General features: G+C 56.2%; 25 protein-coding genes. All 25 read left to right on the top strand.

The genetic code is table 11. The features are described 5' to 3' along the window. Window positions 1–27 precede the first annotated feature (27 nt). The 25 genes from fusA (at window position 28) to BLM14_RS09570 (ending at window position 15,127) form a co-directional block, all read left to right on the top strand. Window positions 28–2,115, top strand: a complete 2,088-nt coding sequence (fusA, locus tag BLM14_RS09690; protein WP_099999167.1) for an elongation factor G — start codon at window positions 28–30, stop codon at window positions 2,113–2,115. A gap of 65 nt (window positions 2,116–2,180) precedes the next feature. Beyond that, entirely contained in the window at window positions 2,181–3,356 is a 1,176-nt protein-coding gene (tuf, locus tag BLM14_RS09685; protein ID WP_099999166.1) for an elongation factor Tu, read from the top strand. Window positions 3,357–3,419: 63 nt separating this feature from the next. Next, a complete protein-coding gene (gene rpsJ, locus BLM14_RS09680) occupies window positions 3,420–3,728 on the top strand; it encodes a 30S ribosomal protein S10 (RefSeq protein WP_008124902.1) in 309 nt (102 codons plus the stop codon). 25 nt (window positions 3,729–3,753) lie between these two features. Beyond that, complete coding sequence (gene rplC, locus BLM14_RS09675) at window positions 3,754–4,491, top strand: 50S ribosomal protein L3 (protein ID WP_099999165.1); 738 nt, start codon at window positions 3,754–3,756, stop codon at window positions 4,489–4,491. Then, window positions 4,491–5,111: a 50S ribosomal protein L4 gene (gene rplD, locus BLM14_RS09670; protein WP_099999164.1), complete on the top strand. Its 621-nt coding sequence runs from the start codon at window positions 4,491–4,493 to the stop codon at window positions 5,109–5,111. Before rplC ends, rplD begins: the two co-directional genes overlap by 1 nt. Further along, on the top strand, window positions 5,108–5,401 hold the full coding sequence (locus BLM14_RS09665) for a 50S ribosomal protein L23 (protein ID WP_027233163.1): 294 nt from the start codon (window positions 5,108–5,110) through the stop codon (window positions 5,399–5,401). Before rplD ends, BLM14_RS09665 begins: the two co-directional genes overlap by 4 nt. 20 nt (window positions 5,402–5,421) lie before the next feature. Further along, window positions 5,422–6,255, top strand: a complete 834-nt coding sequence (gene rplB / locus BLM14_RS09660; RefSeq protein ID WP_099999163.1) for a 50S ribosomal protein L2 — start codon at window positions 5,422–5,424, stop codon at window positions 6,253–6,255. Window positions 6,256–6,270: 15 nt separating this feature from the next. Continuing rightward, on the top strand, window positions 6,271–6,549 hold the full coding sequence (gene rpsS / locus BLM14_RS09655; RefSeq protein WP_008124912.1) for a 30S ribosomal protein S19: 279 nt from the start codon (window positions 6,271–6,273) through the stop codon (window positions 6,547–6,549). 2 nt (window positions 6,550–6,551) lie between these two features. Next, on the top strand, window positions 6,552–6,941 hold the full coding sequence (rplV, locus tag BLM14_RS09650; RefSeq protein ID WP_099999162.1) for a 50S ribosomal protein L22: 390 nt from the start codon (window positions 6,552–6,554) through the stop codon (window positions 6,939–6,941). Continuing rightward, complete coding sequence (gene rpsC / locus BLM14_RS09645) at window positions 6,941–7,651, top strand: 30S ribosomal protein S3 (RefSeq protein WP_099999161.1); 711 nt, start codon at window positions 6,941–6,943, stop codon at window positions 7,649–7,651. The genes rplV and rpsC overlap by 1 nt, the downstream gene beginning before the upstream one ends. 40 nt (window positions 7,652–7,691) lie before the next feature. Beyond that, entirely contained in the window at window positions 7,692–8,105 is a 414-nt protein-coding gene (gene rplP, locus BLM14_RS09640) for a 50S ribosomal protein L16 (RefSeq protein ID WP_099999160.1), read from the top strand. 12 nt (window positions 8,106–8,117) lie between these two features. Beyond that, window positions 8,118–8,318: a 50S ribosomal protein L29 gene (gene rpmC / locus BLM14_RS09635; RefSeq protein WP_099999159.1), complete on the top strand. Its 201-nt coding sequence runs from the start codon at window positions 8,118–8,120 to the stop codon at window positions 8,316–8,318. Between the two features lie 11 nt (window positions 8,319–8,329). Next, complete coding sequence (rpsQ, locus tag BLM14_RS09630; RefSeq protein WP_099999158.1) at window positions 8,330–8,572, top strand: 30S ribosomal protein S17; 243 nt, start codon at window positions 8,330–8,332, stop codon at window positions 8,570–8,572. Between the two features lie 79 nt (window positions 8,573–8,651). Then, window positions 8,652–9,020, top strand: a complete 369-nt coding sequence (gene rplN, locus BLM14_RS09625) for a 50S ribosomal protein L14 (RefSeq protein WP_008124924.1) — start codon at window positions 8,652–8,654, stop codon at window positions 9,018–9,020. A gap of 10 nt (window positions 9,021–9,030) precedes the next feature. Next, window positions 9,031–9,342, top strand: coding sequence for a 50S ribosomal protein L24 (gene rplX / locus BLM14_RS09620; RefSeq protein WP_099999157.1), 312 nt, complete (start codon window positions 9,031–9,033; stop codon window positions 9,340–9,342). Then, entirely contained in the window at window positions 9,335–9,892 is a 558-nt protein-coding gene (gene rplE / locus BLM14_RS09615) for a 50S ribosomal protein L5 (protein ID WP_099999156.1), read from the top strand. The genes rplX and rplE overlap by 8 nt, the downstream gene beginning before the upstream one ends. Window positions 9,893–9,917: 25 nt before the next feature. Further along, on the top strand, window positions 9,918–10,223 hold the full coding sequence (rpsN, locus tag BLM14_RS09610) for a 30S ribosomal protein S14 (protein ID WP_099999155.1): 306 nt from the start codon (window positions 9,918–9,920) through the stop codon (window positions 10,221–10,223). A 12-nt stretch (window positions 10,224–10,235) separates the two neighbouring features. Next, on the top strand, window positions 10,236–10,634 hold the full coding sequence (gene rpsH, locus BLM14_RS09605; RefSeq protein ID WP_099999154.1) for a 30S ribosomal protein S8: 399 nt from the start codon (window positions 10,236–10,238) through the stop codon (window positions 10,632–10,634). A gap of 39 nt (window positions 10,635–10,673) precedes the next feature. Further along, entirely contained in the window at window positions 10,674–11,207 is a 534-nt protein-coding gene (gene rplF / locus BLM14_RS09600) for a 50S ribosomal protein L6 (protein ID WP_099999153.1), read from the top strand. A gap of 12 nt (window positions 11,208–11,219) precedes the next feature. Then, window positions 11,220–11,582 carry a 50S ribosomal protein L18 gene (gene rplR / locus BLM14_RS09595; protein WP_099999152.1) on the top strand — a complete coding sequence of 121 codons (363 nt, stop codon included), beginning with the start codon at window positions 11,220–11,222 and terminating at the stop codon, window positions 11,580–11,582. A gap of 101 nt (window positions 11,583–11,683) precedes the next feature. Then, entirely contained in the window at window positions 11,684–12,247 is a 564-nt protein-coding gene (gene rpsE, locus BLM14_RS09590) for a 30S ribosomal protein S5 (protein WP_091922984.1), read from the top strand. A 68-nt stretch (window positions 12,248–12,315) separates the two neighbouring features. Beyond that, complete coding sequence (rpmD, locus tag BLM14_RS09585; protein ID WP_099999151.1) at window positions 12,316–12,516, top strand: 50S ribosomal protein L30; 201 nt, start codon at window positions 12,316–12,318, stop codon at window positions 12,514–12,516. Window positions 12,517–12,533: 17 nt separating this feature from the next. Then, window positions 12,534–13,010: a 50S ribosomal protein L15 gene (rplO, locus tag BLM14_RS09580; RefSeq protein WP_099999150.1), complete on the top strand. Its 477-nt coding sequence runs from the start codon at window positions 12,534–12,536 to the stop codon at window positions 13,008–13,010. 129 nt (window positions 13,011–13,139) lie between these two features. Then, complete coding sequence (gene secY, locus BLM14_RS09575; protein ID WP_099999149.1) at window positions 13,140–14,480, top strand: preprotein translocase subunit SecY; 1,341 nt, start codon at window positions 13,140–13,142, stop codon at window positions 14,478–14,480. Further along, the gene (locus tag BLM14_RS09570) at window positions 14,477–15,127 is read left to right on the top strand and encodes an adenylate kinase (RefSeq protein ID WP_099999148.1); all 651 of its coding nucleotides are present in this window, start codon (window positions 14,477–14,479) and stop codon (window positions 15,125–15,127) included. Before secY ends, BLM14_RS09570 begins: the two co-directional genes overlap by 4 nt. The last annotated feature ends 127 nt before the right edge of the window (window positions 15,128–15,254 follow it).

The raw sequence follows: 15,254 nt of genomic DNA, 5'->3' as shown, positions 1-15,254 counted from the left end.
AAACCCTATTCTTGAAGGCACCCTATCATGGCCCGCGAATATAAAATCGAAGACTACCGTAATTTCGGTATCATGGCGCACATCGACGCCGGCAAGACCACGACCACCGAGCGTATCCTTTATTACACCGGTAAGTCGCACAAGATCGGTGAAGTACATGATGGCGCCGCAACCATGGACTGGATGGAGCAGGAGCAGGAGCGTGGCATCACGATCACTTCCGCTGCGACCACCACCTACTGGACCGGCCGTGACGGCAAGAAGCGCCGCTTCAACATCATCGACACCCCGGGCCACGTTGACTTCACGATTGAAGTAGAGCGTTCGCTGCGCGTTCTCGACGGTGCGATTGCACTGCTCGATGCCAATGCCGGTGTTGAGCCGCAGACTGAAACCGTCTGGCGTCAGGCCGAGAAGTATCATGTCCCGCGCATGATCTTCGTCAACAAGATGGACAAGACCGGCGCCGATTTCTATCGCTGCGTCGACATGGTCAAAACCCGTCTTGGTGCCAAGGCGCTCGTCATGCAGCTGCCGATCGGCGCTGAAAACGAGTTCAAGGGCGTCGTCGATCTGATCGAGATGAAGGCCCTTGTTTGGCGCGACGAACAGCTGGGTGCGCAGTGGGACGTCGTAGAGATCCCTGCTGACCTCCACGCGAAGGCGGAAGAATTCCGCGAAATGCTGATCGAGACTGCTGTCGAAGTCGACGAAGCTGCGACAGAAGCCTATCTCGAAGGCAACATGCCGGACAATGATAAGCTGCGTCAGTTGATCCGTATCGGCACCTGCCGCGTGGAATTCCATCCGGTATTCTGCGGTTCTGCTTTCAAGAACAAGGGTGTACAGCCGCTTCTTGATGGTGTCGTCGAATTCTTGCCTTCGCCGGTGGATGTTCCGGCGATCAAGGGTATTGATCCGAAGACCGATGCAGAAACAGTTCGCAAGTCGTCCGACGAAGAGCCTTTGTCGATGCTGGCGTTCAAGATCATGAACGACCCGTTCGTTGGTTCGCTGACGTTCTGCCGCATCTACTCCGGCAAGCTGACCAAGGGCATTTCGCTCGATAACACGGTAAAGCTGAAGCGCGAACGTATCGGCCGCATGCTGCAGATGCATTCCAATTCGCGTGAAGACATCGAAGAAGCGTTTGCCGGTGACATCGTTGCCTTGGCAGGCCTCAAGGAAACCACAACGGGTGACACGCTTTGCGATCCGCTGAAGCCGGTTATCCTGGAACGTATGGTCTTCCCGGAGCCAGTTATCTCGATCGCGATCGAGCCGAAGACCAAGGCTGACCAGGAAAAGATGGGCCTCGCGCTTAATCGTCTTGCTGCTGAAGATCCCTCCTTCCGCGTCAAGTCGGACGAAGAATCCGGCCAGACTATCATTTCCGGCATGGGCGAGCTTCATCTCGACATTCTCGTGGACCGTATGCGCCGCGAGTTCAAGGTCGAGGCGAATGTCGGTAACCCGCAGGTTGCCTACCGTGAATCGATCACCCGTAAGGCTGAAATCGATTACACGCACAAGAAGCAGTCGGGTGGTTCGGGTCAGTTCGCCCGTATCAAGGTTATCTTCGAGCCGCATGATGGCGACGAGTTCATCTTTGAATCGAAGATCGTCGGCGGTGCAATTCCGAAGGAATACATCCCTGGCGTTGAGAAGGGTATCTTGAGCGTCATGGGTGCGGGTCCGCTCGCAGGCTTCCCGATGCTCGGCGTGAAAGCCACGCTGATCGACGGTGCCTACCACGATGTGGACTCCTCGGTTCTCGCCTTCGAAATCGCAGCTCGCGCTGCATTCCGCGAAGGTGCGCAGAAGGCCGGTGCCCAGCTGCTCGAGCCGATCATGAAGGTCGAGGTTGTAACCCCTGAAGATTACGTCGGTGACGTGATCGGCGATCTGAACTCACGTCGTGGGCAGATCTCGGGCACGGAAGCTCGTGGTATCGCGACCGTCGTCAATGCAAACGTGCCGCTGGCCAACATGTTTGGTTATGTGAGCAACCTGCGTTCGATGAGCCAGGGTCGTGCACAGTACACCATGCAGTTCGATCACTACGAACCTGTTCCGACAGCAGTCGCACAGGAAATTCAGAAGAAGTTTGCGTAACCAACCGGTTGCGCGTGACAGTTGTCAGTAAGCCTGAGCAGGCGAACATATAACGGAGAGCTCAGATGGCTAAGAGCAAGTTTGAACGTAACAAGCCGCACGTCAACATTGGCACGATTGGTCACGTTGACCATGGCAAGACGTCGTTGACGGCAGCGATTACGAAGTATTTTGGAGAGTACAAGGCGTACGATCAGATCGACGCAGCGCCGGAAGAAAAGGCGCGCGGCATCACGATCTCGACGGCGCACGTTGAATATGAGACGGCGGCGCGCCACTATGCGCACGTCGATTGCCCCGGCCACGCCGACTATGTGAAGAACATGATCACCGGTGCGGCACAGATGGACGGCGCGATCCTGGTTGTGTCGGCTGCCGACGGCCCGATGCCGCAGACGCGCGAGCACATTCTTCTGGCCCGTCAGGTTGGCGTTCCGGCGATTGTGGTGTTCCTGAACAAGGTCGACCAGGTTGACGATGCCGAGCTGCTCGAACTGGTTGAGCTGGAAGTACGCGAGCTTCTGTCGAAGTACGACTTCCCGGGCGACGACATTCCGATCGTCAAGGGTTCGGCTTTGGCTGCGCTGGAAGACTCCAACAAGGAAATCGGCGAAGACGCGGTACGCGCGCTGATGGCGGAAGTCGACAAGTACATTCCGACGCCAGAGCGTCCGGTTGACCTGCCGTTCCTGATGCCGATCGAAGACGTGTTCTCGATCTCCGGCCGTGGTACGGTTGTGACGGGCCGCGTTGAGCGCGGGATCGTCAAGGTCGGCGAAGAAGTCGAGATCATCGGCATCAAGCCGACGTCGAAGACGACGGTGACCGGCGTTGAAATGTTCCGCAAGCTGCTCGATCAGGGCCAGGCTGGCGACAACATCGGTGCCTTGCTTCGCGGTGTTGACCGTGAAGGCGTCGAGCGCGGCCAGATCCTTGCCAAGCCAGGTTCGGTCAAGCCGCACACCAAGTTCAAGGCAGAAGCCTATATCCTGACGAAGGATGAAGGTGGCCGTCATACGCCATTCTTCACCAACTACCGTCCGCAGTTCTACTTCCGCACGACCGACGTGACGGGTGTAGTGACGCTGCCGGAAGGCACGGAAATGGTCATGCCCGGCGACAACATCGCAGTCGATGTGACGCTGATCGTGCCGATCGCGATGGAAGAGAAGCTGCGCTTCGCTATCCGTGAAGGTGGCCGCACCGTCGGTGCAGGCATCGTATCGTCGATCATTGAGTAAAATTAAGGTTTTATGCAGAGGCGCCTGCTATAGGGCGTCTCCGCTAAACAAGGAAAAGATGAAATGAACGGTCAAAACATCCGCATTCGCCTCAAGGCGTTTGATCATCGGATCCTTGACGATTCGACGCGGGAAATCGTGTCGACTGCCAAGCGTACCGGTGCCAACGTGCGCGGACCGATCCCGCTTCCTACACGGATCGAGAAGTTCACTGTTAACCGGTCGCCGCACATCGACAAGAAGAGCCGCGAGCAGTTCGAGATGCGCACACATAAGCGTCTTCTCGATATCGTAGACCCAACCCCGCAGACTGTAGACGCGCTGATGAAGCTCGATCTTTCCGCTGGTGTTGATGTCGAGATCAAGCTGTAAGGCTTGAGGACGGAAGGACGAACCGATGCGTTCAGGTGTAATTGCACAGAAGCTGGGCATGACTCGCGTCTATAACGACGCAGGCGAGCATGTGCCGGTGACAGTACTCCGGATGGAGAATTGTCAGGTTGTGGCTCAGCGTACAGTCGAGAAGAATGGCTACACTGCCGTTCAGCTCGGTGTTGGTCTGGCCAAGGTAAAGAATACAACGAAGAGCTTGCGCGGTCATTTCGCGACGGCTTCCGTTGAGCCAAAGGCGAAAGTCGCGGAATTCCGCGTCTCTGCCGACAATCTTCTTGATGTCGGTGTTGAGATCACTGCCGAACATTACGTTGCCGGCCAGAAGGTCGATGTGACTGGTACTTCGATCGGTAAGGGTTTTGCCGGTTCGATGAAGCGCCATAACTTCGGCGGTCACCGCGCTACGCACGGTAACTCGGTCACCCACCGCGCTCACGGTTCTACCGGTCAGCGTCAGGATCCGGGCAAGGTGTTCAAGGGCAAGAAGATGGCCGGTCACATGGGTCAGACCCGCGTGACAACACAGAACATCGAAGTCGTTTCGACTGACCTCGATCGTGGCCTCATTCTGGTTCGTGGTGCAGTTCCTGGTTCCAAGGGTGCATGGATCCTGGTACGCGATGCCGTCAAGGTAGCGCTGCCGGACAATGCTCCGAAGCCAGCTGGTCTCCGCCAGGCAGCTAACGGTACAGCCGCTGTGTCTGATGCAGAAGTGGCGCAGACAACTGAGGGAGCCGAATAATGGACCTTTCGATTACAACACTTGAAGGCGTCGATGCCGGCAAGGTGAAACTCTCCGAGGAGATTTTCGGTCTTGAGCCGCGCGACGATATCCTTCAGCGCATGGTCCGTTACCAGCTCGCCCGCAAGCAGCAGGGAACGCACAAGGCAAAGGGCCGTTCGGAAATCGCACGCACCGGCGCCAAGATGTACAAGCAGAAGGGTACGGGCCGCGCCCGTCACCATTCGGCACGTGCACCGCAGTTCCGCGGCGGCGGCAAGGCTCACGGTCCGGTTGTTCACAGCCACGATCATGCCCTGCCGAAGAAGGTCCGCGCCCTTGCGCTTCGTCATGCCCTGTCCGCCAAGGTCAAGGCTTCCGACCTGATCATCGTCGATGATCTTCTGTCGGCCGAAGCCAAGACAAAGGTACTTGTTTCGCAGTTCGCCAAGCTTGGCCTCGAAAATGCGCTTCTCATCGGCGGTGCCGAGATCGATGCGAATTTCCGTCGCGCTGCTTCGAACATCCCGAACATCGATGTTCTGCCGATCCAGGGCATCAATGTTTACGACATTCTGCGTCGTGGCAAGCTCGTGCTTTCCAAGGCAGCAGTTGAAGCTCTCGAGGAGCGTTTCAAATGACTGATCTTCGCCACTACGACGTGATCGTCAGCCCGGTCATTACGGAAAAGTCGACCCTGGTTTCCGAAAACAACCAGGTCGTCTTCAACGTAGCCCGCAAGGCAACGAAGCCGGAAATCAAGGCCGCAGTCGAAGCGCTGTTCCGCGTGAAGGTTACGGCAGTCAATACAGCTGTGCGCAAAGGCAAGGTGAAGCGGTTCCGCGGCATCGTCGGGCGCCAGAGTGATGTCAAGAAAGCAGTCGTGACGCTCGCCGAAGGCCAGTCGATCGATGTTTCGACTGGTCTCTGAGGGGCCGTGGAGTAAAGACAATGGCACTCAAAAAATACAATCCAACCACACCAAGCCAGCGTCAGCTGGTGATTGTGGACCGTTCGGAGCTCTACAAGGGCAAGCCTGTCAAGGCTTTGACCGAGGGTCTGTCGTCGAAGGGTGGTCGTAACAACTCCGGTCGCGTGACTGCACGTTACCAGGGTGGCGGACACAAGCGCACATACCGCTTCGTCGACTTCAAGCGTCGCAAGCACGATGTTGCTGCCAAGGTTGAACGCCTTGAATACGATCCAAACCGGACCGCATTCATTGCGCTCATCCGCTACGAAGATGGCGAGCTGAGCTACATCCTGGCTCCGCAGCGTCTGGCCGTTGGCGACAGCGTTATTGCTGGCGCACAGACGGACGTAAAGCCGGGCAATGCGATGCCTTTGTCTTCGATCCCGGTCGGCACCATCATCCACAATGTGGAGATGAAGCCAGGCAAGGGCGGTCAGATCGCTCGCTCCGCCGGTACCTATGCGCAGCTCGTTGGCCGCGACCAGGGCATGGCAATCCTTCGCCTGAATTCAGGTGAACAGCGCCTCGTCCACGGTTCGTGCTTTGCCACGGTCGGTGCAGTATCCAATCCTGACCATGGCAATATCAGCCTTGGCAAGGCAGGTCGCAGCCGTTGGCTCGGTAAGCGTCCGCACGTTCGCGGTGTTGCCATGAACCCGGTCGATCACCCCCACGGTGGTGGTGAAGGCCGTACGTCGGGTGGACGTCATCCAGTTTCTCCGTGGGGCAAACCCACGAAGGGCAAGAAGACGCGCTCCAATAAGTCGACGGACAAGTTCATCGCTCGTTCGCGTCATCAGCGCAAGAAGTAAGAGAGGTAGTCTGAAATGGCTCGTTCAGTTTGGAAAGGCCCGTTCATCGATGGCTATCTTCTCAAGAAGGCTGAGAAGGTACGTGAGGGCGGTCGCAGTGAAGTTATCAAGATCTGGAGCCGGCGCTCCACGATCCTGCCGCAGTTCGTCGGTCTGACGTTCGGCGTGTACAACGGTAACAAGCACGTTCCTGTTTCGGTCAACGAAGAGATGATCGGACACAAGTTTGGTGAATTCGCCCCGACGCGTACCTATTACGGGCACGGCGCGGACAAGAAAGCGAAGAGGAAATAAAGATGGGCAAGGCTAAGGCTCCGCGCCAGCTTAAGGACAACGAGGCGAAAGCCGTTGCCCGTACGCTCCGCATCAGCCCTCAGAAGCTTAATCTGGTGGCTGCTCTGATCCGTGGCAAGAAGGTTAATGCCGCTCTTGCCGATCTGGAATTTTCGCGCAAGCGGATTGCAGGCACGGTGAAAAAGACTCTCGAATCAGCTATCGCCAACGCAGAAAACAACCATGACCTGGATGTTGATGCTCTGGTTGTTGCTGAAGCCTACGTTGGCAAGTCAGTCGTGATGAAGCGTTTCCATGTTCGTGGTCGCGGTCGTGCAAGCCGGATCGAGAAGCCATTCTCGCATCTGACGATCGTCGTTCGCGAAGCTGAGGAAAAAGGGGAGGCCGCATAATGGGCCAGAAGATTAATCCGATTGGCTTCCGCCTTGGCATCAATCGGACCTGGGACTCGCGTTGGTACGCGAACACAGGTGAATACGGCAAGCTGCTGCATGAAGACCTGAAGATCCGCAAGTATCTGATGGACGAACTGAAGCAGGCCGCCATTTCCAAGGTGGTGATCGAGCGTCCGCACAAGAAGTGCCGCGTCACGATCCACGCTGCACGTCCGGGTCTGATCATCGGCAAGAAGGGCGCCGATATCGAGAAGCTGCGCCGCAAGCTGTCAGAAATGACCAATGCAGATGCCGCACTCAATATCGTTGAAGTCCGCAAGCCAGAAACAGATGCGGTTCTCGTTGCTCAGTCCATTGCTCAGCAGCTGGAACGCCGTGTTGCATTCCGCCGTGCCATGAAGCGCGCCGTTCAGTCGGCAATGCGTCTTGGTGCAGAAGGCATTCGTATCAATTGCTCGGGCCGTCTCGGCGGTGCGGAAATTGCTCGTATGGAATGGTACCGTGAAGGCCGCGTGCCTTTGCATACACTTCGTGCCGATATCGATTACGGAACTGCTGAAGCACATACCGCTTATGGCATTTGCGGCGTCAAGGTCTGGGTCTTCAAGGGCGAAATCCTTGAACACGATCCAATGGCTTCCGAGCGCCGTGCTGTCGAGGGCGATGCAAGCCATCAGGGTTCGGGCCGTCGCCGCGAAAACGCTTAAATAGCGTCTTTCGGAAACGAGAATTTTGGAGTAGAGAACAATGCTGCAGCCTAAGCGCACAAAGTTCCGCAAGCAGTTCAAGGGCCGTATCCACGGCGCGTCGAAGGGCGGCACGGATCTTAATTTTGGTGCTTTCGGCCTGAAGGCCCTCGAGCCGAACCGCGTTACGGCGCGTGAGATCGAAGCCGCTCGCCGTGCAATTACCCGTCACATGAAACGTGCCGGTCGTGTGTGGATCCGGATTTTCCCGGATGTACCGGTCACATCGAAGCCTACTGAAGTCCGCATGGGTAAAGGTAAGGGTTCGGTTGACTATTGGGCTTCCCGTGTCGCACCAGGCCGCGTCATGTTCGAGCTCGACGGCGTTTCGGAAGAAATCGCTCGTGAGGCGCTTCGCCTCGGAGCGGCCAAGCTTTCGGTCAAGACGCGCTTTATTCAGCGCATCGCAGAATAAGGGGTGGATGTTATGAAATCCGCAGATGTCCGGGCGATGAGCCTCGATCAGTTGAATGAAGAATTGGGTTCCCTGAAGAAAGAGCAGTTCAACCTGCGCTTCCAGAAGGCAACCGGCCAGTTGGAAAAAACCGCTCGCGTCCGGCAGATCCGCCGTGATATTGCGCGCATCAAGACTGTCGCCCGCCAAAAAGCGGTCGAGAGCAAGGCTTAAGGAAGAAAACCATGCCTAAACGCATTCTGCAGGGCGTTGTCGTGAGCGACAAAAACGACAAGACCGTTGTGGTCAAGGTCGAGCGGCGCTATTCGCATCCGCTCCTCCAGAAGACTGTGCGCCAGTCCAAGAAGTACAAGGCGCACGATGAGAATAACCAGTTCAAGGTCGGCGATGCCGTTTCCATCCAGGAATCGAAGCCGATTTCGAAAGACAAGCGTTGGGTTGTCGTTACAGACGCCCCGGCGAGCTAATTATCTGTAGGTAAGTACGCAGCAATCGCGAGGGGCAAGGAAAGCCCAGTCCGGTTGAACAAGAAGAAGGCGGCTAGTCATGATTCAGATGCAAACAAACCTCGACGTGGCGGATAATTCCGGCGCACGTCGTGTCATGTGCATCAAGGTGCTGGGCGGTTCGAAGCGGAAATATGCTTCGGTCGGCGACATCATTGTCGTTTCGATCAAGGAAGCAATTCCGCGCGGCCGTGTAAAAAAAGGTGACGTGATGAAGGCGGTGGTTGTTCGCACCGCCAAGGACATCCGTCGCGCGGACGGGAGCGTTATTCGTTTCGACAAGAACGCCGCCGTTTTGATCGACAATAAGAAAGAGCCTATCGGCACGCGTATCTTCGGACCGGTTCCGCGCGAACTTCGCGCAAAGAGCCACATGAAGATCATCTCGCTGGCTCCAGAAGTTTTGTAAGGAGCAGACGATGCAGAAGATCCGTAAAGGCGACCGCGTTGTCGTTCTTGCTGGTAAGGACAAGGGCCGTACCGGCGAAGTAATCAAAGTTTTGCCGAAGGACGAGCAGGCGCTCGTTCGCGGTATCAATGTTGTCAAGCGTCACCAGAAGCAGACACAGAACCAGGAAGCCGGCATCATTTCGAAAGAAGCGCCGCTCCATCTGTCGAATATTGCTATCGCCGACAAGGATGGTAAGCCGACCCGTGTTGGCTTCAAGGTCCTCGAGGACGGCAAGAAGGTACGTGTAGCAAAGCGTTCAGGAGATCTGATCGATGGCTGATGCAAAAATCGAACCCCGTCTGAAGAAGCAGTACTTTGAAGTAGTACGTAAGGCGCTTCTCGAGGAGTTCAAATACGACAACGAGATGCAGATCCCACGCATCACCAAGGTTGTCCTCAATATGGGCGTTGGTGAAGCAACTGCTGACTCCAAGAAGCCAACTGTCGCAGCTGAAGATCTGGCATTGATTGCTGGTCAGAAGCCGGTTATTACGCGTGCGCGCAATTCGATCGCTACCTTCAAGGTTCGTGAGAATATGCCGATCGGTACGAAGGTCACCCTTCGTAAAGAGCGCATGTATGAATTCATCGACCGTCTGATCACGATTGCGCTTCCGCGCGTTCGAGATTTCCGCGGCTTGAATCCAAAAAGCTTTGACGGTCGTGGCAATTTTGCCATGGGCATCAAGGAACACATTGTGTTCCCGGAAATCAACTACGACAAGGTTGATCAGATCTGGGGCATGGACATCATCGTTTGTACGACTGCAAAGACGGATGATGAAGCACGCGCTCTCCTGCGCGCCTTCAACTTCCCCTTCCGCCAGTAACGGCAAGCGTAGCGAGGTATATGAAATGGCTAAGACGAGCGCAGTCGAAAAGAACAAGCGCCGTGGTCTTCTGGTAAAACGTTTCGCTGCAAAGCGTGCGCGCCTGAAGGCTATCGTGATGAACCAGTCGCTGCCGTTGGACGAGCGCTTCCGCGCCACCATCCAGCTGGCAGAACTGCCACGGAATTCCACCAAGGTTCGTATTCGCAACCGTTGCGAAGTTTCGGGCCGTCCGCGCGGTTATTACCGCAAGATCAAAATGTCGCGTATCGCATTGCGCCAGCTGGGTTCGCTCGGCCAGGTGCCCGGCGTCGTGAAGTCGAGCTGGTAAGGGAGAAGACGGATGTCTATGACAGATCCTCTCGGCGATATGCTGACACGTATCCGTAACGCAACAATGCGCAAGAAGGGCAAGGTTTCGACGCCTGCCTCCAAGCTGCGTGCCCGCGTTCTGGATGTTCTTCAGGCTGAAGGCTATATCCGCGGATACAGCCAGGTTGATTTCGAAAACGGCAAGTCCGAGATCGAAATCGAACTGAAGTATTTTGAGAATGTACCGGTAATTCGCGAGATTACCCGTATTTCGAAGCCCGGCCGTCGCGTTTACGTCTCGGTCAAGTCGATCCCGCAGGTTGCTAACGGCCTTGGTATTTCGATCCTGTCGACGCCGAAGGGCGTAATGGCGGATCACGAGGCACGTGAACAGAATGTTGGTGGCGAATTGCTCTGCCGCATATTCTAATGCGCGGGCTGTAACAGGAAGAAACGGACAGGTTGAAAAATGTCTCGTATCGGTAAAAAACCCGTGGCAGTCCCGCAGGGCGTAACAGCCAGCGTAGACGGCCAGACCATCAAGGCCAAAGGCCCGAAGGGGGAACTCTCCTTTGTCGCCAATGACGACGTTGTGGTCAAGTTTGAAGACGGTGCCGTCAGCGTTAATCCGCGCGACGATTCCAAGATCGCTCGTTCGAAGTGGGGCATGAGCCGCACGATGGTCGTCAACATCTTCACAGGTGTTAAGGACGGTTTCGAAAAGCGTCTTGAAATCAGCGGCGTTGGCTATCGTGCGGCAATGCAGGGCAAGAACCTGCAGCTGTCGCTCGGCTTCAGCCATGAAGTGGTCTACCAGGTGCCGGAAGGCATCACGGTTGCTGTCCCGAAGCCGACGGAAATCGTCGTCACCGGCATCGACAAGCAGCAGGTTGGCCAGGTCGCGGCTGAAATTCGCGAATATCGTAGCCCAGAGCCTTACAAGGGCAAGGGTGTGAAATATGCGGGCGAGAAGATCGTTCGTAAAGAAGGTAAGAAGAAGTAAGGAATTCGTGTCATGGCATCGCCGAAAGAAATCATTCAGCGTCGCGCTTCGCGTGTTCGCCGCCAGCTCAAGGCGGTTGCCGGTGACCGTCCGCGGCTCAGCGTCCACCGTTCTTCAAAGAATATCTATGCGCAGGTCATCGACGATGCGCATGGTCATACGATTGCATCCGCATCCACTCTCGAAGTTGACCTCAAGGGCAAGCTGAAGACCGGTGCAGATTCGGAAGCAGCGGCACTCATCGGCAAGCTCGTTGCAGAGCGCGCCGTCAAGGCCGGCATCAAGGAAGTTGTCTTCGATCGTGGTGCTTATATTTACCACGGCCGTGTAAAGGCACTTGCTGAAGCTGCCCGCGAAGCTGGTCTCAGCTTCTAAGGCAAAACTTTCGGGATCCGGAACTGCAAGGGCTTGTCTCTTGCAAGCCGGATTTCGCAAACATCATTCGTGCTACCGGAAAAGAAAAAGGAATTAGGAGCATGGCACAGGAAAAGAGAAGCCGCGAGGATCGCGGTCGCAACGAAGAGCGCGATAGCGAATTCGTTGACAAGCTCGTGCATATCAACCGCGTCGCCAAGGTCGTCAAGGGCGGCCGGCGTTTTGGCTTTGCTGCTCTCGTCGTTGTCGGCGATCAGAAGGGCCGCGTAGGTTTCGGTCATGGCAAGGCGCGTGAAGTGCCGGAAGCTATCCGCAAGGCAACGGAATCCGCCAAGCGCGAAATGATTTTCGTACCGCTGCGTTCGGGCCGTACCCTTCATCACGATGTTGAAGGCCGTCATGGCGCCGGCAAGGTTCTGCTTCGCGCAGCCACAGCTGGTACAGGTATCATCGCTGGTGGTCCAATGCGCGCCGTATTCGAGACGCTTGGTGTGCAGGACGTTGTCGCAAAGTCACTCGGTTCGTCGAACCCGTATAACATGGTTCGCGCGACGTTTGATGCCCTGAAGCATCAGATGCATCCGAAGGACATCGCTGCTCAGCGCGGTATCAAGTATTCGACACTGCAGGCTCGCCGCCGCGATGTGGTCGGTTCGGAAGAATAGGCCATAGATGGCGCAGCAGGGCAGGGCCTTCGGGTTCCTGCTCACTGTAGAGACTAAAGGACAAAGTCATGGTTGAGAACAAGAAGGGTAAGACGGTTACGGTCGAACAGATCGGTAGCCCTATCCGCCGTCCGGCAGAACAGCGCGCAACGCTGATCGGCCTGGGCCTCAATAAGATGCATCGCCGTCGTACATTGGAAGATACGCCTTCCGTACGTGGCATGATTGCAAAGGTTCAACATCTCGTCCGCGTTGTGGACGAGGCTTGATACCGGAGATTAAGCAAATGAAACTCAATGATCTGAGTGAAAATCCAGGCGCGACCAAAGCACGCAAGCGCGTTGGCCGTGGTATTGGTTCGGGCTCCGGCAAGACTGCCGGTCGTGGTGTCAAGGGTCAGAAGTCGCGTTCGGGCGTTGCTATCAACGGTTTCGAAGGCGGACAGATGCCGCTTTACCGTCGCTTGCCTAAGCGCGGTTTCACCAACATCTTCTCGAAGAACTTCAACACCGTTTCGGTTGGCCGTATCCAGACTGCCATCGACGCCAAGAAGCTCGATGCCAAGGCACCGGTCACGATTGAAGCCCTCAAGGCTGCCGGCGTTATTCGCCGCCCCAAGGATGGCGTTCGTCTGCTTTCCGATGGCGAGATCACGACCGCAGTAACCTTCGAGGTTTCCGGTGCATCCAAGGCTGCGATCGAAAAGATCGAAAAGGCCGGCGGTACCGTCAAGCTTCCAGCTGCTCCTGCAGCTGCAGAATAAATATGCCTATTCAGGCGGCGATCTCCACGATCGCCGCTTGTACCTTTTATCAAGGGCACATATCTGGGTAGAGCCGCCGATTCCCGTTTCGGGTGGCGAGGCCCTGACGGGCACAGACCGGAGACTATAATGGCTTCAGCCGCAGAACAGCTCGCGTCAAATCTCAATTTCTCTGCTTTCTCGAAGGCCGAAGAGCTCAAAAAGCGCATTTGGTTTACGCTTGGCGCATTGCTGGTTTACCGGCTTGGTACTTATATCCCGCTGCCGGGTATCAATCTCGGTGCATTCGCCCAGGCCTTCAACAACCAGGCCCAAGGCATCCTCGGCATGTTCAACATGTTCGCAGGCGGTGCCGTTGAAAGAATGGCAATCTTTGCCCTCGGCATCATGCCATACATTTCGGCTTCGATTATCGTCCAGCTGATGACTTCCGTTGTTCCGGCTCTGGAGCAGCTGAAGAAGGATGGCGAGCAGGGCCGCAAGGTCATCAACCAGTATACGCGTTATGGCACCGTGCTTCTGGCAACGGTTCAGGCCTACGCGATTGCGGTTGGCCTGCAGGGCAGCCAGGGCATTGTTACGGATCCGGGTCCGTTCTTCCTGTTCTCGACGGTCATCACGCTCGTCGGTGGCACCATGTTCCTGATGTGGCTGGGCGAGCAGATCACGGCACGCGGTATCGGTAACGGTATCTCACTGATCATCTTCTCCGGTATCGTCGCAAACCTGCCACAGGCTATTTCCGGTACGCTGGAACTCGGCCGGACAGGTGCGCTGTCGACGGGTGTCATTCTGGCCGTCATCGTACTGACGATAGCCGTCATCGGCATCATCGTCTTCGTTGAACGTGCCCAGCGCCGCCTTCTGATCCAGTATCCGAAGCGCCAGGTTGGCAACCGCATGTTCCAGGGCGATACCTCGCATCTGCCGCTGAAGCTCAATACAGCGGGCGTTATCCCGCCGATCTTCGCTTCGTCGCTGCTGCTTCTGCCTGCCACGATCGCCGGCTTTGCCAATAGCCAGAATATGCCGGCATGGGCGACGACAATTCTGTCGTCACTTGGTCATGGCCAGCCTGCTTATATGGCACTTTATGCAGCGATGATCGTCTTCTTTGCCTTCTTCTACACGGCACTTGTCTTCAACCCGAAGGATACTGCCGATCAGTTGAAGAAGCATTCCGGCTTCATTCCCGGCATTCGCCCCGGCGAGCGTACGGCTGAATACATCGATTACGTCCTGACACGAGTCACGGTTCTTGGCGCCATCTATCTTGTTATCATCTGCATGCTGCCTGAATTCCTGATCTCGTGGGCTGGTGTTCCTTTCTATCTCGGCGGTACGTCGCTGTTGATTGTCGTGAGCGTGACGCTCGATACGGTTGCGCAGATCCAGGGTCACCTGATTGCGCATCAGTATGAAGGGCTGATCAAGAAGTCGAAGCTCCGTGGGGGGAAACGCAACAGATGAGATTAATACTTCTCGGACCACCGGGGGCAGGTAAGGGAACTCAGTCTCAGCGCTTGGTAGACAAATTGGGCATACCGCAACTCTCCACGGGAGACATGTTGCGCGAGGCGGTGAAAGCCGGGACAGATGTTGGCCTGCGGGCCAAGGCTGTCATGGATGCCGGCAACCTGGTTTCCGACGAAATCGTCAATGCGATCGTTTCCGAACGCATCGACCAGCCGGATGCGGCCAAGGGGTTCATCCTTGACGGTTATCCACGCACATTGGTTCAAGCCGATGCGGTCGAAGCGATGCTGGCGGACAAGGGTCTTGAACTCGATTGCGTGATCGAACTCGAAGTGGACGACAATGTCCTCGTCGAGCGGATCTCCGGCCGCTATTCCTGCGCGAAGTGCGGTACCGGCTACCACGACACCAACAAGAAGCCACATGTTGCAGGTGTCTGCGACAAGTGCGGTTCGACGGAATTCAAGCGCCGTCCGGACGACAATGCCGAAACGGTGCGCACGCGCCTGGAGGCTTACTACAAACAGACCTCGCCACTGATTGGCTACTACTACGCCAAGGGCAAACTCAAGAAGGTCGATGGCATGGCTGACATGGAAGATGTCACCGCATCGATCGAAAAAATTCTGTCGGAACTCTAAGTCTGACAAAAAACTATCGGGGGAGTTGACTTTTCGCAGCGATTCCTTCAAGTACGGCGCAAATTCGCTTGGATATAAAGCGGTCGGCGCCGATCCGGTAAAGCAGGTTCGGGGCTGATCGTTTGTG

It is taken from the genome of Phyllobacterium zundukense (assembly GCF_002764115.1).
GTDB classification, from domain to species: domain Bacteria; phylum Pseudomonadota; class Alphaproteobacteria; order Rhizobiales; family Rhizobiaceae; genus Phyllobacterium; species Phyllobacterium zundukense.
The sequence above is the reverse complement of the archived record's forward strand: the minus strand, read 5'-3'. Positions and strand labels throughout refer to the sequence as shown.